Source organism: Microbacterium sp. 01T413_2 (assembly GCF_056398985.1).
The window spans coordinates 96,083-116,980 of sequence record NZ_JBFTQL010000005.1; the positions used below are offsets into that span (position 1 = coordinate 96,083).

General features: G+C 68.6%; 21 protein-coding genes. 7 read left to right on the forward strand and 14 right to left on the reverse strand.

Annotation, left to right across the window (positions count from 1 at the left end; genetic code table 11):
* Positions 1–57: 57 nt before the first annotated feature.
* From fusA to AC1DMN_RS05105, 11 genes are all read right to left on the reverse strand, one after another.
* Positions 58–2,172, reverse strand: a complete 2,115-nt coding sequence (gene fusA, locus AC1DMN_RS05055; RefSeq protein WP_440734036.1) for an elongation factor G — start codon at positions 2,170–2,172, stop codon at positions 58–60.
* 121 nt (positions 2,173–2,293) lie between these two features.
* Positions 2,294–2,764, reverse strand: coding sequence for a 30S ribosomal protein S7 (gene rpsG, locus AC1DMN_RS05060; protein WP_045271034.1), 471 nt, complete (start codon positions 2,762–2,764; stop codon positions 2,294–2,296).
* Between the two features lie 5 nt (positions 2,765–2,769).
* A complete protein-coding gene (rpsL, locus tag AC1DMN_RS05065; protein ID WP_017201609.1) occupies positions 2,770–3,138 on the reverse strand; it encodes a 30S ribosomal protein S12 in 369 nt (122 codons plus the stop codon).
* 329 nt (positions 3,139–3,467) lie between these two features.
* Positions 3,468–4,115, reverse strand: a complete 648-nt coding sequence (locus AC1DMN_RS05070; RefSeq protein WP_477229716.1) for a spermidine/putrescine ABC transporter substrate-binding protein — start codon at positions 4,113–4,115, stop codon at positions 3,468–3,470.
* A 186-nt stretch (positions 4,116–4,301) separates the two neighbouring features.
* Positions 4,302–4,739, reverse strand: a complete 438-nt coding sequence (locus AC1DMN_RS05075; protein ID WP_440734038.1) for a hypothetical protein — start codon at positions 4,737–4,739, stop codon at positions 4,302–4,304.
* A gap of 96 nt (positions 4,740–4,835) precedes the next feature.
* Positions 4,836–5,963 (reverse strand): ABC transporter, encoded by a 1,128-nt coding sequence (locus AC1DMN_RS05080; RefSeq protein ID WP_477229677.1) that lies wholly within the window; start codon positions 5,961–5,963, stop codon positions 4,836–4,838.
* Between the two features lie 161 nt (positions 5,964–6,124).
* Positions 6,125–6,268 (reverse strand): hypothetical protein, encoded by a 144-nt coding sequence (locus AC1DMN_RS05085; protein WP_440734040.1) that lies wholly within the window; start codon positions 6,266–6,268, stop codon positions 6,125–6,127.
* A 100-nt stretch (positions 6,269–6,368) separates the two neighbouring features.
* Positions 6,369–8,261, reverse strand: a complete 1,893-nt coding sequence (locus AC1DMN_RS05090; protein ID WP_477229678.1) for a glycoside hydrolase family 13 protein — start codon at positions 8,259–8,261, stop codon at positions 6,369–6,371.
* A gap of 97 nt (positions 8,262–8,358) precedes the next feature.
* Entirely contained in the window at positions 8,359–9,291 is a 933-nt protein-coding gene (locus tag AC1DMN_RS05095) for a sugar ABC transporter permease (protein WP_477229679.1), read from the reverse strand.
* Position 9,292: 1 nt separating this feature from the next.
* Positions 9,293–10,921, reverse strand: coding sequence for an ABC transporter permease subunit (locus AC1DMN_RS05100; RefSeq protein ID WP_477229680.1), 1,629 nt, complete (start codon positions 10,919–10,921; stop codon positions 9,293–9,295).
* Positions 10,922–11,008: 87 nt separating this feature from the next.
* Complete coding sequence (locus tag AC1DMN_RS05105) at positions 11,009–12,247, reverse strand: sugar ABC transporter substrate-binding protein (protein WP_477229681.1); 1,239 nt, start codon at positions 12,245–12,247, stop codon at positions 11,009–11,011.
* A 324-nt stretch (positions 12,248–12,571) separates the two neighbouring features.
* Between AC1DMN_RS05105 and AC1DMN_RS05110 the strand changes: the two genes are divergently transcribed.
* The 6 genes from AC1DMN_RS05110 (at position 12,572) to AC1DMN_RS05135 (ending at position 16,776) form a co-directional block, all read left to right on the forward strand.
* A complete protein-coding gene (locus AC1DMN_RS05110) occupies positions 12,572–13,591 on the forward strand; it encodes a LacI family DNA-binding transcriptional regulator (RefSeq protein WP_441977568.1) in 1,020 nt (339 codons plus the stop codon).
* A gap of 25 nt (positions 13,592–13,616) precedes the next feature.
* A complete protein-coding gene (locus AC1DMN_RS05115) occupies positions 13,617–14,105 on the forward strand; it encodes a YajQ family cyclic di-GMP-binding protein (RefSeq protein WP_477229682.1) in 489 nt (162 codons plus the stop codon).
* Between the two features lie 79 nt (positions 14,106–14,184).
* On the forward strand, positions 14,185–15,156 hold the full coding sequence (locus tag AC1DMN_RS05120; RefSeq protein WP_477229683.1) for a hypothetical protein: 972 nt from the start codon (positions 14,185–14,187) through the stop codon (positions 15,154–15,156).
* 125 nt (positions 15,157–15,281) lie between these two features.
* Positions 15,282–15,671 carry a VOC family protein gene (locus tag AC1DMN_RS05125; protein ID WP_441977566.1) on the forward strand — a complete coding sequence of 130 codons (390 nt, stop codon included), beginning with the start codon at positions 15,282–15,284 and terminating at the stop codon, positions 15,669–15,671.
* Positions 15,668–15,952 (forward strand): DUF1905 domain-containing protein, encoded by a 285-nt coding sequence (locus AC1DMN_RS05130; RefSeq protein ID WP_477229684.1) that lies wholly within the window; start codon positions 15,668–15,670, stop codon positions 15,950–15,952. The genes AC1DMN_RS05125 and AC1DMN_RS05130 overlap by 4 nt, the downstream gene beginning before the upstream one ends.
* Positions 15,953–16,140: 188 nt before the next feature.
* Positions 16,141–16,776, forward strand: coding sequence for a GntR family transcriptional regulator (locus AC1DMN_RS05135; protein WP_477229685.1), 636 nt, complete (start codon positions 16,141–16,143; stop codon positions 16,774–16,776).
* Between the two features lie 54 nt (positions 16,777–16,830).
* Here AC1DMN_RS05135 and AC1DMN_RS05140 read toward each other — a convergent pair whose 3' ends face one another.
* Positions 16,831–17,880: an alpha/beta hydrolase gene (locus AC1DMN_RS05140; RefSeq protein WP_477229686.1), complete on the reverse strand. Its 1,050-nt coding sequence runs from the start codon at positions 17,878–17,880 to the stop codon at positions 16,831–16,833.
* 90 nt (positions 17,881–17,970) lie between these two features.
* Between AC1DMN_RS05140 and AC1DMN_RS05145 the strand changes: the two genes are divergently transcribed.
* Positions 17,971–18,405: a hypothetical protein gene (locus tag AC1DMN_RS05145; protein ID WP_441977564.1), complete on the forward strand. Its 435-nt coding sequence runs from the start codon at positions 17,971–17,973 to the stop codon at positions 18,403–18,405.
* An 18-nt stretch (positions 18,406–18,423) separates the two neighbouring features.
* On the opposite strand, the gene AC1DMN_RS05150 is transcribed toward AC1DMN_RS05145, so the two are convergent.
* Both AC1DMN_RS05150 and AC1DMN_RS05155 read right to left on the reverse strand, forming a co-directional pair.
* Positions 18,424–19,797 (reverse strand): FAD-dependent oxidoreductase, encoded by a 1,374-nt coding sequence (locus AC1DMN_RS05150; RefSeq protein ID WP_477229687.1) that lies wholly within the window; start codon positions 19,795–19,797, stop codon positions 18,424–18,426.
* A 25-nt stretch (positions 19,798–19,822) separates the two neighbouring features.
* Positions 19,823–20,884 (reverse strand): polyprenyl synthetase family protein, encoded by a 1,062-nt coding sequence (locus AC1DMN_RS05155; RefSeq protein ID WP_477229688.1) that lies wholly within the window; start codon positions 20,882–20,884, stop codon positions 19,823–19,825.
* Positions 20,885–20,898 lie beyond the last annotated feature (14 nt).

Below are 20,898 nucleotides of genomic sequence, written 5' to 3' on the forward strand. Positions count from 1 at the left end.
CTGTGAGGCCCGGCCCTTCGACAGGCTCCGGGACCGAGCCTCACAGGCTCCTAGGGCTTACTCGCCCTTGGTCTTCTGGACGATCTCGTCGGCGACGGCGCGCGGGACCTCAGCGTAGCTGTCGAACTCCATCGAGTAGACGGCACGGCCGGACGTCTTCGAGCGCAGGTCGCCGATGTAGCCGAACATCTCGGACAGCGGGACCGACGCGCGCACGACCTTGACGCCCTGGGCGTCCTCCATCGACTGGATCTGACCACGACGCGAGTTCAGGTCGCCGATGACGTCGCCCATGTACTCCTCGGGCGTACGCACCTCGACGGCCATGAGCGGCTCGAGCAGCACCGGGTTCGCGCGCTTGATGGCCTCCTTGAAGCCCATCGAGCCCGCGATCTTGAACGCCATCTCCGAGGAGTCGACGTCGTGCGAGGCGCCGTCGAGCAGGGTCGCCTTGACGCCCACCATCGGGAAGCCCGCCAGCGCGCCGGCCGCCATCGCGTCCTGGAAGCCCTGGTTGGTCGGCTCGATGTACTCGCGCGGGATGCGCCCACCGGTCACGCTGTTGACGAACTCGTACGACTTCTCCGAGTCGAGGTCGAGCGGCTCGATCGTGAACTGGATCTTCGCGAACTGACCCGATCCACCCGTCTGCTTCTTGTGCGTGTAGTCGTACTTCTCGACGGCCTTCTTGATCGTCTCGCGGTACGCCACCTGCGGCTTGCCGACGTTGGCCTCGACGTTGAACTCGCGCTTCATGCGGTCCACGAGGATGTCCAGGTGCAGCTCGCCCATGCCCTTGATGGTCGTCTGACCGGTCTCGGGGTTGAGCTCCGTGCGGAAGGTCGGGTCCTCTTCGGCGAGCTTCTGGATGGCGACACCCAGCTTCTCCTGGTCGGCCTTGGTCTTCGGCTCGATCGCGACCTCGATGACCGGCTCCGGGAACGTCATCGACTCGAGGACGACGGGCGACGCCGGGTCGGTCAGGGTGTCACCGGTGGTGGTGTCCTTCAGACCGATGACGGCGTAGATGTTGCCGGCAGTGACCGCGGGAACCGGGATCTCCTTGTTGGCGTGCATCTGGAAGATCTTCCCGATGCGCTCCTTCTTGCCCTTGGTCGAGTTGATGACCTGGGCACCGGACTCGAGCTCGCCCGAGTAGACGCGCACGTAGGTGAGGCGACCGAAGAACGGGTGCACGGCGACCTTGAACGCAAGGGCCGCGAACGGGTCCTTCGCGTCGGGGTGACGCTCGATGATCGTGTCGTAGTCCTTGGGGTCGTGCGCCTCGATCGAGCCCACGTCGAGCGGGTTCGGGAGGTAGTCGATGACGGCGTCGAGCATCGGCTGGACGCCGCGGTTCTTGAACGCCGAGCCGCACAGGACCGGGTAGATCTCGGAGGCGACCGTCATCTTGCGGATCGCGCCCTTGATCTCGGCGACGGTGAGCTCCTCGCCGCCGAAGAACTTCTCGAGCAGGACGTCGTCGCTCTCGGCGACGGTCTCGAGCAGCACCTGGCGGTACTCCTCGGCCTTGTCCTTGAGGTCGGCGGGGATCTCCTGCACCTCGTAGGACGCCCCCATGGTCACGTCACCCTTGGAGTCACCGGCCCAGACGAGCGCGCGCATCTCGATGAGGTCGACGACGCCGACGAAGCTGCTCTCGGAGCCGATCGGCAGCTGCATGACGAGCGGCTTGGCGCCGAGGCGGTTCACGATGGTGTCGACGGTGTAGTAGAAGTCCGCGCCCAGCTTGTCCATCTTGTTGACGAAGCAGATGCGGGGGACGTTGTACTTGTCAGCCTGACGCCACACGGTCTCGGACTGGGGCTCGACGCCCTCCTTGCCGTCGAACACGGCGACCGCACCGTCGAGGACGCGGAGCGAGCGCTCCACCTCGACCGTGAAGTCCACGTGACCGGGGGTGTCGATGATGTTGATCTGGTTCTTGTTCCAGTAGCAGGTCACGGCGGCAGACGTGATCGTGATGCCGCGCTCCTTCTCCTGCTCCATCCAGTCGGTCGTCGAGGCGCCGTCGTGGGTCTCGCCGATCTTGTGGTTCACACCCGTGTAGAACAGGATGCGCTCGGTCGTCGTGGTCTTACCGGCATCGATGTGCGCCATGATGCCGATGTTGCGGACCTTGCTCAGGTCGGTGAGCACTTCTTGTGCCACGGGGGTGTGTCCTTATCTTCTTGCTGTCGTCACGCGACGAAGGAAAAGTGTGGGGTGCCGGGACCGGATCCGATGTCTCGACAAGCGAGGCAGCCGGATCCGATCCCGGCCCGACTGGTGATTACCAGCGGTAGTGCGCGAACGCGCGGTTCGACTCGGCCATCTTGTGAGTGTCCTCGCGGCGCTTGACCGCGGCACCCAGGCCGTTCGAGGCGTCCAGGATCTCGTTCTGGAGACGCTCGGTCATGGTCTTCTCACGGCGGCTCTTGGCGTAGCTGACGAGCCAGCGGAGGGCGAGGGTGTTCGCGCGGTGCGGCTTCACCTCGACCGGGACCTGGTAGGTCGAGCCACCGACGCGGCGGCTGCGGACCTCGAGGGTCGGGCGCACGTTGTCGAGCGCCTTCTTCAGGGTGGCGACAGCGTCCTGACCGTTCTTCGCCTCGACACCCGAGAGGGCGCCGTAGACGATCGACTCGGCGAGGGACTTCTTGCCGTCGACCAGGATCTTGTTCACCAGCGAGGTGACGATCGGAGCACCGTAGACCGGGTCGTTGACAACGGGGCGCTTGGGGGCGGGGCCCTTACGAGGCATCTAACTCAACCCTTCTTCGCGCCGTAGCGGGAACGAGCCTGCTTACGGTTCTTGACGGCCTGGGTGTCCAGGGCGCCACGGACGATCTTGTAGCGGACACCGGGGAGGTCCTTGACACGACCACCGCGCACGAGCACCAGCGAGTGCTCCTGCAGGTTGTGGCCCTCACCGGGGATGTAGGCCGTGACCTCGGTACCGTTGCGGAGCTTCACACGAGCGACCTTGCGCATCGCCGAGTTCGGCTTCTTCGGGGTGGTGGTGTACACGCGGGTGCACACGCCGGCCTGCTGCGGGTTCGACTTCAGAGCGGGAGCCTTGGTCTTGGTGACCTTCGGCGAACGACCCTTGCGAACCAACTGCTGAATAGTTGGCACTGCTTCTCCTTGTTGTGCTGCACGGTGACAGCGTGATGGGTTCACATCAGACCCGCCCGCGCGCCGATAACGACGTGCGTTTGAATGGTGGGTATGCCGTGGGGGCGGAACCGGCGAATGCCGGTGCCCGGTACGCGCGCGTCAAGACACACGCATACCCGCTCTATGGTAATGCGCCGTAACACGCCCGGTCAAATGCGCACGAACGGCGCGCCGGGCGCCGATCCGCGGGGCGGAGGCCCTGATGCGTGACGAGCACCGCCCGGATCTGTGAGCCATCGAACGCCAGTCCGGATCCGGTCTCCCAGGGAATGTTCGGCTGCCCGACGTCAGAGCGTGTCGGGGTCGAAGGGCGAGTCCAGCGCCTCGGTCAGCTCGGCGAGCATCGCCTCGATCTGCGGCTCGACGTATTCGCTGATCGCGGCCTGCACTCGCAGGCGGTGCCGGAGCAGCAGCCCGCAGATCTCGCGACCCACGACGTTCGCGTAGTCGTCGGCGAGGGCGACCTCGTGGCGCAGCGCGGCCTTCGCATCGTCGCTGAGCGGCGGCAGGGGAGGCAGCTCCCCCGCATCATCGTCGGCCATCCCGGCGAGCGTGAACAGGAAAGGGGCGCCGGGAACCGGATCCGGATCCAGCGGCATGCCCTCGTACTCGGGCTCGAGGTCCTCCGTCGGGCGGTAGGCGCGGGCGCGATTGCGGGCGGCCTGCTGGTCGAGCTCGCCCTGCAGCATCGGCAGGTTCCGCGCGGTGTACTCGGCGACGGCATGGTCGACGATGGTCTTGATGCGGGTGGACAGTCCGTGCTGCACGCCGTGCGGCACGTTCCCGCCGATGCCCGCGGCGGAGAGCACGGGAGAGCCCAGGCAGCGGCGGCACGGCGCCACCCGCCCGCGGTGGGTGGCGGGTTCCCAGCGCGGCACCCAGCGCAGCCAGGCCTCCACGGCCAGGTCGACCTGCGTCTCCAGCGAGCGCTCCACGCCTCCAGCGTACGGGGCGGACACGCCCGGGAGGTCGCGGCACGCGAGATCGAGTGCCGCGGTGCCGGCCGAGATCAGTCGATGGACCGAGAACAGGAGGATCCCGATCGGATCCGCCCTGTTCTCGGGCGACTCACCTGATCTCGGCATGCGACGTCAGCCGCCGCGCGGGGCAGGACGATCGCGTCAGGGCTGCTCGTCGTCGTCCTTCTCCCACGGCCAGCGGGGAGGCCGGGCCTCCGTGCGACGCAGTGCGATCGCCACCCACGCCGCGATCAGTGCGGCGATCACGATGACGGCGCTCGCCCCGCCCAGCACGAGCTGCCCGGCGGCGGCCGTGGCGTCGACCGCGCCCGCGCCCTCCGCCACCGCGGCTCCCCACACGCCGCCCAGGTGCACGAGCGCCGCGCCGAGCGCGAGGAAGACCGTCGCGACGAACGACGGATGCGGGTTCGCGAGCACGCCCCGGAGCGACAGCGCGAACACCACCACGGCCAGCACCATGCCGACGATGCCGGGCAACTGGCCGAGCCGGGGCACCGCGATGAGGTCGTGTTCCGTGAGCAGGCTGAGCATTCCGAGCCCCATGATGGCCAGCGCGAAGAACGAAACGACCCCGATCACCCAGGCGAGGACAGGACGAACCCCCGCGGGCCGTGGCTCGCGGGGGTTCGGCGGGAAATCGTTCGTGATGCTCTCCTGCGGTGCAGGCCGGCGCCGCTACGGCAGCTGGGGTCCGGCTTCGAGGACGCGCTCGTACTCGCGCTGCGCCTCGTCGTTCTGCGCGGTGCGGCGGGCGCCGGCGCGGGCGGCCCAGGCGCCGAACCAGATGGTGAGCTCGCGGCCGAAGATGAACGCGGCGATCGCGAGCGGGGCGAGCAGCTGACCGTTCACGTTCTCGGCCAGCTGAGTCGCACCGAGCTTCCAGAACTCGACGGATCCGATCGCGCCGAGCAGGTGGCCGCCGTACGCGAAGCCGCCGACGATGATCCCGAAGACGACCCAGTAGCCCCAGCGCCCGCGGTTGATGATGCCGCCGAGCAGCCAGAATCCGATCGCGAACACGACGACCGGGATCCACAGCCCAAGGCTGCGGAGCTGGTCGAGCAGGTAGGTGCCGATGCTGTCGGTGGTGACCTTGCCGTCGAACGCGGCGATGCCCAGGGCGGTGCCGAGGTAGAGGATCGCGAAGGCGATGGCCGCCAGCAGGCCGATGCCGAAGATCGCACCGCGGTTGCCGCGCTCGCGCGGAGGCTCGGGAGCCTGCACGAAGATGGGTGGCGGCACCTCGGTCACCCCCGGGGTGATGACGGCCGGCGCGAGCACCTGCGTGGGCGCCTCGGCGGCGGTGTCGACGCGCGTGGTCGGGCTCTCGAACATCGAGGTCTCCGTGGCGGCCGCCGCAGCGATGACGGCGGGGGTCTCGGCGGGCGACGGCGGAGTGAAGGTGCCGCCGAACGTGCCGGGGTATGCCGCCTCAGCCGCCTCGAAAGCAGCGAGATCGGCGTCCGCCGCACGCTGGTCCGCGGCACGCGCATCCGCGGCAGTCGCCCCGTCGGCGGCGCGCTCGGCCTCGGCGAGGCTCTCGTTCGCGCTCTGTGCGACGGCGGCATGGTCGGGCTGCACGGCATCGGCGACATCCTCGCCGGTGCGCTCGGCTGCAGTGGCCGGGACATGCGCGTCGGCGCCCTCGGCCGGGGCCGGCTGCACGACTGCGGCCTCGACCGCGGCGCCCTCAGCGGGGACAGCCGCGGTGTCGGCACCCTGGGCGTCCGCCTCGGGCGCGGCGGCCACGGCGTCGTCGACGTCGTGCGCCTGCGCCGGCTTCGAAACCTCGTGGTCACTCATATGAGCTCCTCCATACGGATACGGTGATTCGAGGCTATCTCCGAGGCAGGGCACCGCCGCGCAGACCTGCCGGAAACCGCGGATGCCGGATCCGGATCGGCGTCGTATCCGGATCCATCGCCCGCGTCACGGGTCGGATCCGCGTCACATCCAGATCGGCGTCACCGATGCAGCAGGCCGGAGAAGTAGGTCACCATCACCGGCCCCATGGGTGCGGCGAGGTACACGAGCCCCGCGATGACCCCGGCGCAGACGACGCCCGCGAGCCACGCGATCCCGGTGTTGCGCCCCCCGATCCGTGCCATACCCCGAGGGTACGAGAGCGGAGCGCGCGGGCGCGGGCGGCGCGCGGCGGACGCGTCGCCCGCACCCTCGGCGGACGTCAGGGAGGCCCAGGTGCGGCGCTCAGCCGGCATCCGGCGCGGCCACGCCGGGCAGCGTCCACGCGGCGAACACCGGCCCCTCGGCAGCGAGCGCAACGGCGCCGTCGACGGCGACGGCGAGGGTCGCGTCGCCGAACAGCGCCTCAGCCGCCGCGGCTCCCGCGAGCGCCCCGGCCGGGAGCTCGATGTCGACGTCGCCCCGGGCGGCGAGCACGAGAACGGTCTCCTCGGCCGACTCCCGCACGAACACGAGGCCGTCGTCGTCGACGTGCAGCCACCGCAGCCCGCCGGTGCCGAGCACGGGGTGCGCGCGGCGCAGCCCGACCAGGTCGCGGTACAGCGCGATGCGCTCCGCGGTATCCGGCTGCACCTCGGTCCCCCACGGGATCGGTGTGCGGCTGGCCTCGCCGTCCACGCCGGTGAGGCCGAACTCGTCGCCGGCGAACACGACGGGCAGCCCCGGCAGCGTCATCGACAGGCCGACAGCGACGGGCACCGTCCCCGGGGCGGCGTTGGTGGCGAACCGTGCGGTGTCGTGCGTGTCCAGCGGCTGCATGTTGCCGAGCCGCACCCGCCACGGGATCCCCCCGGTGAATCGGGTGATCGAGTCGACCACGTCGCGCGCGGTGTAGCGCGGGATGCCGCCGGTCTGCATGCCGAAGAACCAGCTCTCGGTGCGTTCCTCCCCTTCCGCGGTGAGGTACGAAGCACCGTTCGGCTCGCTGAGCCAGGCCCATACAGGGCGGGTGAAGGACGGATAGGTCATCGCGCCGTCCCAGCCGTCGCCCTGCAGATCGCTCGTGGCGTCGTTGGTGGACTCGCCGAGCAGGATCGCATCCGGGTTGATCCCCCGCACGGTGTCACGCAGCAGCCGCCGGACATCCGCGTTCAGGTCGATCGCCCCGAGGCGCCCGGTCATGTTCGCGACGTCGACGCGCCAGCCGTCGGCGCCATAGGGCGGCTCGAGCCAGCGGGCGACGGCCGAGTCCTCGCCTGTGATGAACCGCTCGCGCAGCTCCTCACTGGCCCAGTCGAACTTGGGCAGGCTGCGTGCACCCAGCCAGCACTCGTACTCGGTGTTGTCGTCGTTCGTGAAGTAGTAGAACCGCTCCTCGGGCGCTCCGGGGGTACCGAACGCCGCCCGGAACCACTCGTGGCCGTCGCCGGAGTGGTTGCTGGTGAGGTCGCCGATCACCTTGATGCCGCGGGCATGCGCCTCCTCGATGAGGTGCGCGTACGCCTCGTCGCCGCCCAGCAGCGGGTCGACGCGCAGGAAGCTCGAGGCGTCGTAGCGGTGGTTGGACGCGGCCGGGAACACCGGCGTCAGGTAGAGCAGGTTGACCCCGAGCTCGACCAGGTGGTCGAGATGCTCCACGATCCCGGGAATGTCTCCCCCGTAGAACTGATGCGCCCGGCCAGGCATGACCGGATCCACCGGGGTGTCCCAGTCCGCCGGGATCGCCCAGTCGGGCGTCGGGTGCTCTTCGGCCTGGGCCGAACGGGCGAAGCGGTCCGGGAACACCTGGTACATGACCGACTCGTGCAGCCAGGCGGGCGGCGCGGGTTCGGCGACCAGGGCGAAGTCCTCGGCGTCGAGCGTCTCCAGACGGTGGATGCCGGTCTGGTTCAGCCATTCGATCCGGCCGTCCTCGTGCTGCAGCAGGAACCGGTAGCCGTGCCGCGGATTGCGCACGGTGACCGGCGCCTCCCACCACTCCCAGCCATCGGCGCTGCCGATCCGCTCGGCGTCGGTCCACTCCGGCTCGTGGTCGGGGTTGGAGCGCGTGCGCACGGCCGCGAGCGGGCCGTAGCCGGCAGGCACGCGCAGCCGCATTCGGACGACATCGCCCAGAGCGGGGGCGTCGTCGGAGACGTGCAGCGGGGATCCGTCGTGGTGCGGGAGCAGAGCGGTCATGTCGAGGCCTTTCGTGGTGCGGCGGCAGCCCGCCGGAGTCGACGTGGTTGCACGACCGATGCCGTGACAGAGCCCTTGGATTGTGTTTCGAGGATCGTTACTTCACGCTACCGGCGGTGAGGCCGCCGACGATGTACTTCTGCAGCGACAGGAACAGGATCATCGGCAGGATCGCCGCCAGCACGGCCCCGGCCGCGAAGACCGCGTAGTTCTTCGCGTCGGTGGACACGTACTGGTACAGCCCGACAGCGAGCGTCTGCTTCTCCGGAGAGATCAGCACGGTCGACGCGATCAGGAAGTCGCCCGTGATGCCGATGAAGGCGAGGAGCCCCACCACCGCCAGGATCGGCGCGACCAGGCGCAGGATGATGGTGAAGAAGATCCGTGCGTGACCCGCTCCGTCGATCTTCGCGGCCTCGTCGATCGAGGCCGGGATCGTGTTGAAGAACCCGTACATCAGGAACGTGTTCGCCCCCAGTGCGCCACCGAGGTACACGAGGATCAGGCCGATCTGCGAGTTGAGCCCGAGCGCCGGGAAGATGTCCCCGATCGCGGACATCAGCAGGAAGATCGCGACGATCGCCAACAGCTGCGGGAACATCTGCACGAGCAGCAGGGTCATGAGCCCCGTACGGCGTCCTCGGAATCGCATGCGCGAGAAGGCATATGCGGCGAGCGCGCACAGGAACACGCTGCACACGGCGGCGAGCACGCCGATGAAGATCGTATTCAGGAACCAGGCGCCATAGGGCCGGGACGGATCCTGGAACAGCTGCACGTAGTTGTCCACGCTGATCTTCGAGAACAGCCCGTTCGTGCTCAGCAGCGTCCCGCCGGGGTTCAGTGAGGCGGACAGCACGTACACCAGCGGGAAGCCGGCGAACACGAGCATCACGACGCCGATGATGTGCCGCCAGCCGGTCTCCCGGAACCACCGGCCGAACGGTCGGCGGGGGTGGCGCACCGGGGCGGCGAGGAGCGCGGCGGTCGCGGTCGACGCAGGGGCCGAGGTCTTTGCGATGTCGGTCATGTCAGTTCAGATCCTCCAGCACCTTGGTCTGCCGGAATCCGATCAGGGAGATGGCGGCGACCAGCACGAAGATGATGATCGAGAAGGCGCTGGCGAGGCCGTAGTCCCGCTCGGAGCCGACGAAGGCGACCTTGTAGACCATCGAGATGAGCAGATCCGTGGATCCGACGTTGATACTCGCATCGGTGAACTGCGGACCGCCGTTGGTGAGCAGGAAGATGAGCCCGAAGTTGTTGAAGTTGAACGCGAACGACGCGATCAGCAGCGGCGCGACGGCCACGAGCAGCAGCGGGAACTTGATCAGCCGGAACGTCTGCCACACGCTCGCGCCGTCCACGCGCGCCGCCTCGACGACGTCGTCGGGCAGCGATTGCAGGGCGCCGGTCGTGACGAGGAACATATAGGGGAAGCCGAGCCACAGATTCGCGATGAGGATCGCTGCCTTGGCGAGCCACGGATCCGTCAGCCACGGGATCGACGCCCCGCCGAGGACGACCTGGTTGATGAAGCCGAAGTCCTTGTTGAAGAGCCCTGCCCACACCAGCGCCGACAGGAACGCGGGGAACGCGTACGGCAGGATCATGATCAGCCGGTAGTACTTGCGGCTGCGCATCTTCGGATCGTTGAACACGATCGCGAGGAACAGGCCGAGGATGAACGTCGTCGCGACCGAGAGGATCGCGAACGCGAAGGTCCACAGCAGCACCGCGAGGAACGGGCCCCGGATGGACTGGTCCGAGAACGCGCGGACGAAGTTGTCGCCGCCGACCCACACCTGCCAGCCGGGCAGCAGTGCCTTGCCGTCCTTCGCGGTGAACGCGCCGCGGCCGGTGTCGCTGTAGACGACGCCGGTCTTGGTGTCGGTCATCGTGTCGGCCGTCGGATCCCAGGTGAGGGTCGAGGTGAACAGGTACGCCTTGGAACCGTCGGTGGTCTTGAGATAGCCCTTGTTCAGGTCGTGCGAGAGCGGCACGGCCAGGGCGGCGATGTCGTCCTGGTGGGCGATGACGCTCGGGAAGTCGAGGGTGGTGAAGCCGGGGGCGCCATCGGCGCTGATACCGGGTTCGGTGGAGAGCGGGCGGTCGGCGCCGCCGATCAGCGGCTCGTCGCTGCCGGGCTCTGCGGTGAGGAAGAAGAACTTCCCGTCCTTCTCGAGGATCTTGACGGAGAACGTCGGGGAGTCCGCCACGCGGGTCTGCGACTGCAGCAGCAGCGCCTGCACGGCGTCGTCCTTGGTGGAGTTGTGCCCGGATCCGTAGTTCGTGAAGGCGACGTAACCCGAGTACAGCACGACGAAGATCTGGAAGATCAGCAGGAACACGAGGCCCGGCGTCAGATACTTCGCGGGCAGCAGGCCGGGAATGAGGTAGACGGCGTTGATCGCCAGCACGCCCACGGCGACCAGCACGGCCGGCGTCCACTGCGCACCCGCGGCGAGCGCGAGCACGGCGTAGAGCGCGAGGGCGTCGATCACCGCGAGCGCGACGATCTTGACCAGCCACACCTTCCAGCCGGCCGATGCGGCCTCGGCATAGGCGGCAGCTCGCCGCTGGCGGCGGCTGCGCGCCCTGTCCTCGGCGGACATGGCCGAGGACTCCTGCGTCTTCTCCTGCACGGCAGGACCCGTCATCTCGACCCCTTCACAACGTCGTCAGCGGGCGGAGGTGCGGGGAGGCGGCGCGATCGCGCGCCTCCCCGCACCGGGTTCATGAGCGGATCAGCCGATCTTGGTCTGGATCGCCTGGGTCATGCCCGCCCAGGTGCTGGCCGGGTCGCCGCCCTTGATGATCGCGACCTCGGACTTGCCCCAGTCATCCCACACGGAGCCCATCTCGGGCACCGACGGCATCGGCACGGCGTTGGCGCCGACCTTGGCGAAGCCCGCCACCGCGGGGTCGGACTGCGCGGCCTGGAACGACTCCGTCAGTGCCGGCGGGCGGCCGCCCGCCTTGTAGAGCGCGGTCTGCACGGCGGGGGTGGCGAGGTAGTTCACCAGGAACTCGTTCGCGGCGAGGGTGTTCTTCGACTTCGCGTTCACGAAGAACGCCTGCACGCCGGCGAACGGACGGGCCTCCTGGCCGCCGGCGCTCGGGATCGGGTCGACGGAGACCTTGATGCCGGCCTTCTCCGCGTCGGGCAGGTTCCAGGGGCCGCTGATGAAGTACGGAGCCTCGCCCGCGTTGAAGGCGGCCTTGGCGAGATCGCCGGTCAGGCCGGGGTTGAAGATGCCGGCCGCGCCCTGCGCGCCCAGCCAGGTGGCGAACTTCTGCCCGGCCTCGTCGCCGATCGTGAGCTTCTTGGCGTCGTAGCTGCCGTCCGCGTTCTGCGCGAAGACCTGGCTGCCGAACGAGGTCTGGAACGGGTACGTGTGGTAGGCGTCACCGGTGGCCGCGTCGAGTCCGATCAGGAACGGGTACTTAGTGCCCGCGGCCTTGCCCTTGGCGATCATCTCGTCGTAGCTGGCCGGAGTGGAGTCGGCGAGCGCGGTGTTGCGCAGGATCGCGATGTTCTCGATCGCGTAGGGCAGGCCGTAGACCTTGCCGTCGTAGGTGACCGCGGAGACGGCGACCTTCTCGAACTTGGAAGCGGAGTCGCCCAGCTCGATCGGAGCGACGAGGCCGTCCTTCACGAAGGATCCGATCCAGTCGTGCGCGCCGATCGTGATGTCGGGCCCCTTGCCGGTGGGGACCTGGGCGGTGAAGTCGTCGCGGATCTTGCCGAAGTCCTTGACCACCAGGTTGATGGTGATGCCCTTGTCCTTCTTGAAGTCGGCGGCGACCTGCTTCATCGCAGCCGCGCGGTTGGAGTCGACCCAGACTGTGAGCGAGCCCGTGGTCTTGTCGCTTCCGGCGGACGAGCCACCGCCGTTGCTGCTGCCGCCGCAGCCGGTCAGCGCCAGTGCGCCGGCCACGAGGAGTGCGCCGAACGCGACGACGCTCTTCCTGTTCACCTTCATCGGTGTACCTCTCTCGGTCTTCAGGGAGCGCGATCGGCTCCGATCTCGCGCCAGAGGGCGCTCGCTCCGCCTGCGAGGATTGCAAGCGTTTACAGTATGCGGATCCGCGACGCTTCGCGCAACCCCTCGCTAGGAGGGCCTGACTGGGACGCGAGCTGGCTGCAGCCGCACTGCTATTGATAAGCGAGCCTGCCGCATTGAGGGTTGCGTTGTTCGGAAACGTTTACAACAATGAGCCGAACAAACATCGGGGAACGTCACGCATCCGTCGTCCGCCGGTCCGGACCGATACCCTTCCTTGACCCGACTTCCTAGGAGGCCCGTGTGGCTGACATCGCCGATGTGGCGCGTCTCGCCGGCGTGTCCACCGCCACGGTCTCGCGCGCCCTGAACGGGAAGACGGCGTCGCCGGCCACCAGGGAGAAGGTCCTGGCGGCGGCCGCGGAGCTCGGCTACGTGATCTCCTCGAACGCCTCGGGGCTGGCGTCGGGGCGCACCCGGCACATCGGGTTCATGGTGCCGTTCATCGACCGCTGGTTCTTCACGGATCTGCTCACCGGCATCGAGTCCGTGCTGCTCAGTCAGGGCTATGACGTGACCCTGTACGACCTGCAGGGCAACGAGTCCCAGCGCGACCAGGTGTTCGGCAGCTCGCTGCGTCGGGCCAGCATCGACGGCCTGATCGCTGCCAGCATCGAGCTGACACCCGACGAGATCCGCGCGCTGCGCGCGCTCGGCAAGCCCGTGGTCAGCATCGGCGGCTACATCGAGGGCGCCACGGCGGTCGACGTCGACAACGCGCGGATGGCGACTCTCGCCACCGAGCACCTCCTCTCGCTCGGCCACACCCGCATCGCCTACGTCGGCGCAGGCCGGACGATCGCGAGCGCCTTCCAGCTCGGCGATGCCCGCTACGACGGCTGGCTGTCCGCCATGCGCGCGGCGGGGCTCGAAGTCGAGGAGACGGGGTTCTGGGAGGCGGACTTCGACATCCCCTCCGGATACGCGGCCGCGAAGGCGCTGCTCGCGCACGATCGGCCCACCGCGATCTTCGCGGCGAGCGACGAGATCGGGATCGGCTGCATGCTCGCCGCGCGCGATCTGGGCCTGCGCGTCCCCGACGATCTCTCGATCGTCGGCATCGACGACCACAAGCTGTCCGCGTTCTTCGGTCTGACCACGCTGGCGCAGGATCCAGCTGGGCAGGGTCGCCTCGCCGCGCACCTGCTCCTCGCGCAGCTGGACAACCCGGGAGCAGCACCCGAGCACCGCACGCTCACCCCGCGGTTCGTGGTGCGCTCGTCGACGGCGCGTCCGGGCGGCGCCGTGCACGAGACCGCGTGAGCTCGCTGCTCGTTACACTGCCTGTATGGCTGACAGCTCATTCGACATCGTGTCCAAGGTCGATCGCCAGGAGGCGGACAACGCCCTCAACCAGGCCCGAAAGGAGATCGAGCAGCGCTACGACTTCAAGGGGGTCGGCGCCTCGATCGCCTGGAGCGGCGACAAGATCGTGATCCTGGCGAACTCGGACGAGCGCGCCCGTGCGGTGCTGGACGTGTTCCAGACCAAGCTCATCAAGCGCGGCATCTCCCTGAAGAGCCTGGAGTCCGGCGACCCCACGGCCAGCGGCAAGGAGTTCCGTCTCGAGTCGACCCTCAAGGAGGGCATCAGCTCGGAGAACGCGAAGAAGATCGGCAAGATCATCCGCGACGAGGGCCCCAAGTCCGTCAAGTCGCAGATCCAGGGCGATGAACTGCGCGTGCAGTCCAAGAGCCGCGACGACCTGCAGACCGTGATCGCGCTGCTCAAGGGATCCGATCTGGACCTGGATCTCCAGTTCATCAACTTCCGGTAAGCGTCTCGGCGCCCCCGTCGTCTCCGCGCTTGCTCGAGGAAGGAGCCGGCTCGGGGGCGATACTTGGTAGTTTCGGTTTGTGAAGCTCATGCCGACAGCGCGTGTCGAGCTCGGGCCAGGAGCTATCGCTTTTCCGAAGCCGCCGACGGTGTGTCTCCGCGAGGACGGGTCGGCGCTGTGCGTCGCCACTCTGCAGACGGATGCCGACGGGGAGACATCCTTGCTCCACGTGCAGGAGTCCGGTGAACAGGTACGACTGCCCTTGCCTGAGGGATCGTTCGGTGCGCAACCCGTGATCATCGACCGCGGCGGCGCCGGAGTCGCAGTGCTTGTCGACGACCGAACCCTCGTGACCACCGACGAGGCGTTCTCGTCATCACAGGTCGTGGCCATTCCGGACCTGTTCGATGCGGCAGATCACGAACGCCGGCTGACCGCAGGTGGCATCGCTCGTCAGACGTCGCAGGGCGCATGGGCGGTCGTCCTCACCGACCCTGTGACGTTTCAGAATGCCCGCACAATCGCCGAACTCCGTTTCGACGATGCAGCCCCCGTGTGGGAAAGGTCAGCGTTGCTCGATGGCAACGAGTATCCGATGGCGGGTGGGCGCACATCGACCGCCCCGGGTGGTGCCAGAGCACCGACCGTCGCTGACGTGATCGACGTCGCCGGAACCCGTTTCGTGGCAGCGCAGGGCAGCGACACAGCGAGCATGCTCAAGTACGGAGCAGACTTCTTCACGCTGGCGGAGCTCGACTCTGCGGGGCATGTGGCCCGTCGTGTGTACGAAGCGAGCGGGTGGAAGAAACAACCCGGCAAGCACGGTATCCGCGCACGGTTCACCTCGGACGGAGTCTCCGCGATTCTGACGCCCGTGTTCCGCACCGGTGAATGGGCCGGTCGCCAGCGCGTTGTCCGGCTCGTGGATGGGCAGGCGGAAGAGCTCTCCCCGATCCGGGGCGCCGCCGGTTTCGTGGTCGCTGACATGCGCGGCACCCGGGCCGTTCTGGCTTCGGACGACGCATTGCTGTTCGCGGAAACGCCCGATTGAGAATGCCCGATCCTGACCCATCGGGACGTCGTGACAGATCCTGATCCGCCGAGAGCTTGTCGATCGCGCACGACGTCGATCGTCATCTTCCTGGACGGAAGCTCCGCTCCGGAAAGGGACACATCATGGACAGCACCCCCATCACCGGCATCCGCGCGGTGAGCATCCCGGTGAACGATCAGGACGACGCGCTGCGCTTCTACCGGAGCCTCGGGTTCACGCTCCTGCGCGACACACCCACGCCGAACGGCCGCTGGATCGAGCTGACGCCCGGCGGTGACGTGGTCGTCACCCTCGAGCCCGCGGATCCGGCCGTCCACCGCGGATCGATCGGGATCCGGTTCACTTCGGATGACGTCGACGCCGCCCACGCCGCCATGGTGGCCGAGGGCATCGACGTCGACGAGATCCTGCGCTGGCCCGGGACTCCGGCGATGTTCGCGTGGCGGGACCCCGACGGCAACGCCTTCTCCCTCACCGGGACAGTGCCCGAGACGGACGGCGCGGGGTCATGAGCACGGTCAGGCCTCTGGACATCACCTTCACCGCCACGCTCGGCCGCGTGCGCGCGGGTGACACGTGGATCTGCGTGCAGCTGCCGGACTCGGCGACGGTGTTCGGCACGCGCGGGCTGGTCAAGGTGTCCGGAACCGTCGACGGGCATCCTTTCGACGGCGCGTTCATGGCACTGGGCGACGGCACCCACAAGCTGCCGATCGCGAGCACGATCCGCCGGGCGATCGGCAAGAACGAGGGCGAAGACGTCACCGTCCACCTCACCCGCCGGCGCAACTGACGCCTCATCCGGTCCGGGACTCCCCGACCCCCGAAATCACCCCTGACGTCGCAAAAACGCCTCTGAATGTCGCGGGATGCGCGACGCGCGCATCACTTCGATACCGGTATTTGGGTTTGCCCCCGAGCGGTGAGATAGTGCTGTTCTGGGGAAACTACTTGGGGGTAGTGATGGGCGAACGCGGTCCGATGACTGGCGTGGTTCGGTCGCCGCTGGGGGCGACGAAACAACTCCTCGCAGAAGAGGTGTATCAGCAGGTCGGTGCGTCGATCATCGACGGCACATTGCCGCCGGGATCACGGATCCGGGATGCGGATCTTGCAGAGAAGTTCGGCGTGTCACGGATGCCGATCCGTGAGGCGCTGCAGCGGCTCGAGCGGGTCGGCCTGGTCGAGATGTATCCGAGCCGGTACACGCAGGTCACCGAGGTGCCTCCGCAGCTCACGGCGAAGACCCTCGAGTACGCGGGCTATCTCGGCGGCGCGGTCGCCGCGATCGCGGTGCCGCGGCTGAGTGATACGGAGCGGGAGGAGGCCGCTGCTCTCGCTCGCAGCCTGGACGACGGCCTCGACGATCCGGCGGCGCTCTCCGCCGAGCGCTGGGCGCTGCTGCACTACCTCGCCGAGCGCTGCGAGAACGACATCCTCAGCTCGGTGCTCGACGAGACAAGCATGCCGCTGACCCGCAACCTGCGGCCGTGGTCCGTCGACGCCTCTCAACGAGACGCCATGCGCGCGCTGCACGCCGAGCTCGCCGAGGCGATCCTCGCCGGCGACGGGCACTCCGCGGAGCATCTCGTGCGCGCCATGCACCTCGTGGACTGAGGCACGCCCCCGCGTCTCGTGGGAGCCGGCGGCCGGCCCTTCGCCGCGTTCGGGTCAGGCCGGCTGCCGCGGCACCCGCCGTGCGATGCGGTCCGCGGCGGACCAGCCGTCGACCCAGTATCCGAGGCGGGCGTACGCCTCCTCCCGCGCCTCGTGCCGGGACAGGAACACGTCGTGCAGCGCGCCGTCGATGCGCTCGATCGTCACCGAGGGGCCGATCCTCAGCGCGGCGCGGGCGATGTCGTCGACGACCAGCACGCTGTCGGCGCGAGTGAGGTCATCCGACCATGCCGTCGGTACGGCGCTGCGTGCGGACAGCAGCACGCACACGGGAACGTCGATCGCGATCCCCGCGGCGATCGCCGCATGCCCGCCCAGGATCGCGTGCAGCCACCCGGCGTGCACGGCCATCGTCTGCGCCGGCCGCCAGCTGAGATTGACGTCCATCGGATCCGCCGGATCCGCGGCCTCCTGCTGCGCACGCGTGTAGTAGCCCAGGTCGACTTGCGGCGCACGATCGAGCGGGCGGTATTTGGCGCGCAGCCCCACGAGCGGCGTGATCGTCTCCCGCGTGAAGCGCGAGAGCTGGAACTCCAGCCACGGGCTGTTCAGGATCACGGCCGACGCGACGCCGGGATTCCGTGCGGCCCAGAGGCTCAGGATCAGCCCGCCCGTGGAGTGGCCGAGCAAGACCAGCCGGCGCCCGACCGCGCCGGATCCCTCCTGCATCGCGGCGAGCGCGGCGGCGATGTCCTGGTCGTACTCGACGAGATCACCGATGTAGCCCGGGGTCTGGTACTCGCGCAGGCTGCGGCCGTACTTGCGCAGGTCGAGTGCGAAGAAGCGTGCGCCGCGGCCGGTCCAGAACCGTGCGAGCCGCTTCTGGAAGAAGTAGTCCGACCACCCGTGCACGTACAGCACATCGGTGTCGGCGAGCTGCCGGCCATCCCCGAACAGGCGCTGCCAGGCCGTGCGTCGCGGAAGCGCCCGCACCAGGGTCGCGACGATCTCTCCCTCGTCATCGGATCCGAGCGGCAGAGGGAGCTGCTCGAACTCGTCGCCGAGCACGTCGGGCATCCACGTGGCGGAGACGGGGTGGCTCATGGATCCAGAGTATCCGCGCCGTTCAGCGGCGCCTCGGAGCACGCCTCCTCTACGCTGGGCCACATCGACGCGCACTGCTCAGGAGGAATCATGATCCGCACTCGACTGCACCGCTCGATCGCCGGCCTCGTGGCGGTCGCCGCCCTCACCACGGGGGCGTTCGCCCTCGCCGGCTGCTCCGGGGGCGTCGCGCCCGCCACCAGCACGAGCAGCACCCCCGAGACGACCGGCAGCGATATGCTGCCTCCGATCATCGTCGACCTCGGCACGGTCGACGGGACCACGGTGAAGGCGCCCGTCGGCAACACCATCGACCTCACCGGCGACGACAAGGACTTCGCGCACTGGACCGCGGACATCGCGGATGCGAAGGTCGTCGCCTTCGTTCCGGGCAAGGACGACGGATCCGCTCAGTTCAATCCCGGACTCGACGCACTGGCCGAGGGCACCACCAAGGTCACGCTGGACAACAGCGCCTCGGGCGCCCACGTCACCTTCACCGTCGAGGTGACCGCGAAGAAGTAGACCCGGCAGGCGGCCGGGTCACTCCCCGCGGGAGATGCGGACCATGTCCTCGCGCGGCACGACCTTGACGCGCGCGCGCTCCTCCGGGGCGCCGAGCGCGACCTCGTGCTCATCGAGCCGGTGCCACCCGTCGAGGTCGGTCCAGCGCACGCCGCGCTCGGCGAGCAGAGCAGGGATCGCCTCTTCGGACGGATCCTCCGGCTGCCACCAGGAACCCTGGTCGTTGATGACGTGACGGATCGTCTCCATCGCGTCGGACTTCGTGTGGCCGATGAGCCCCACCGGTCCTCGCTTGATCCAGCCGGTGGCGTAGATGCCGGGCACGCGCTGGTTGGAGTCCTTCGCGAGCACCTGGCCCTCGCGGTTCGGGATCACGCCGTGCTTCTTGTCGAAGGGCACGCCGTCCAGCGGCGAGCCGAAGTAGCCGACGGCGCGGTACAGGGCCTGGATCGGCACCTCGCGCATCTCTCCCGTGCCGACGGCGCCGCCGGTGCCGTCCGGCTTGGTGCGCTCGTAGACGAGCGCCGCGACGCGACCGTTCTCGTCGGCCTTGACCTCGACGGGCCGCGCCCAGAAGTGCAGGTGCAGACGGCGCGACGCGGTGCCGCCGGCGTTGTTCACCGAATCGCGCTTGCGCCAGGCCTGCAGCACCCGGTCGATGACCATGACCTGCTTGTTGCTGGCGATCGCGTCGCGGGAGGCGTCGTCGTAGTCGAAGTCCTCGTCGTAGACGACCATGTCGACGTCGCGCAGCTCGCCGAGCTCGCGCAGCTCGAGCGGGGTGAACTTCACCTGCGCCGGGCCACGGCGTCCGAACACGTGCACATCGGTGACGGCGCTCGACTTCATGCCCTCGTAGACGTTCGCCGACACCTCCGTGACCAGCAGGTCCTCGGCGTGCTTGGCGAGCATGCGCGACACGTCGAGCGCCACGTTGCCGTTGCCGATGACGGCGACCGATGCCGCGTCCAGCGGCCACTCCCGCGGCACGTCGGGGTGCCCGTCGAACCAGCTCACGTAGTCGGCGGCGCCGTAGGATCCGACCGCGTCGATCCCGGGGATGTCCATGCCGGTGTCGCGGCGGGCTCCGGTCGCGAAGATCACCGCGTTGTAGTGCCGCTTCAGGTCCTCGAGCGTGATGTCGGTGCCGAAGTTCACGTTGCCGAACAGGCGGATGTCGCCGCGGTCCAGCACGTCGCGCAGGGCCGTGATGATGCCCTTGATGCGCGGATGGTCGGGGGCGACGCCGTAGCGCACCAGGCCGTACGGCGCGGGCAGCTGCTCGAACAGGTCGATCGAGACGTCGAAGCGCCGTTCGGCCTTCAGCAGGAGGTCGGCGGCGTAGATGCCGGCGGGGCCAGCTCCGACGATGGCAAGCCTGAGCTTTGTCATGGTGGTTCCTTTCGGCAGCAGGACGTCAGCTGCTGCGGTCCGCGAGCGACTCCGCGAACCGGGTCAGCGCATCGCGCACGGGGCCCTTGGGCAGCACGGAGAGCTCGTCGATCGCGCCCTGGGTCCAGCTGCGGGCGAGGTCGAGGGTCTTCCGGGTGACGGCGTGGTCGCGCAGGCGCGCGAGGGCGTCATCGAGGATCGCCGGATCCTCGCCCGCGGCGATCCGCTGCACGCCGGCGTCGATCTCCGCGGCGAGCGCTGTGGATTCCGGATCCGTCTCGACGCTCAGCAGCAGAGAGGGCATGGTGGGAACGCCCGCACGCAGATCCGTGCCCGGAACCTTGCCGGTGTCCTCGGGCTTCGCCGACAGGTCGATCACATCGTCGAGCAGCTGGAAGGCAACGCCGACCTTCTCGCCGTAGTTGCGCAGCGGCACCTCGTATTCGGCGGGGGCGCCGGAGAAGATGGCACCGGCCTGCGTGGCTGCGGCGATGAGGGATCCGGTCTTGTCGGCGAGCACCTGGATGTAGAACTCGACAGGGTCGTCACCCTCCTGCGGGCCCACCGTCTCATGCATCTGCCCGAGCACGAGACGCTCGAAGGTGTCGGCCTGCAGACGGATCGCGCGGTCGCCGTGGCGCGACATGAGCTGACTCGCCCGGGAGAACAGCAGGTCTCCGGTGAGGATCGCGATGTTGTTGCCCCACACGGTCTGCGCCGCCGGCACACCGCGGCGGCGGTCCGCGCCGTCCATGACGTCGTCGTGATAGAGCGAGCCGAGGTGCGTCATCTCCAGGGCCTTGGCGATGTCGATGACCGCGGGCACGTTTCCTGCGCCGAGCTGCGCGGTGAGCAGCGACAGCACGGGGCGCACGCGCTTGCCGCCCGCCTCGTAGAGGTAGCGGCTCGGGGCGTCGGCGATCGAGTCGGCGATGCGCAGGTCGACCGCGAGGCCCTCTTCGACGAGCTCGAGACCGGCCTCGACCTCGCGGGCGAGCTTGCGCGCGGCGGGGCCGACGAACACGCGGTCGCTGAAACCGAGACGGCTCGCGAGGCGCGAACCCGTGGCGGCGGGGCTCGAAGTCACGTCGTCCAGCCTAC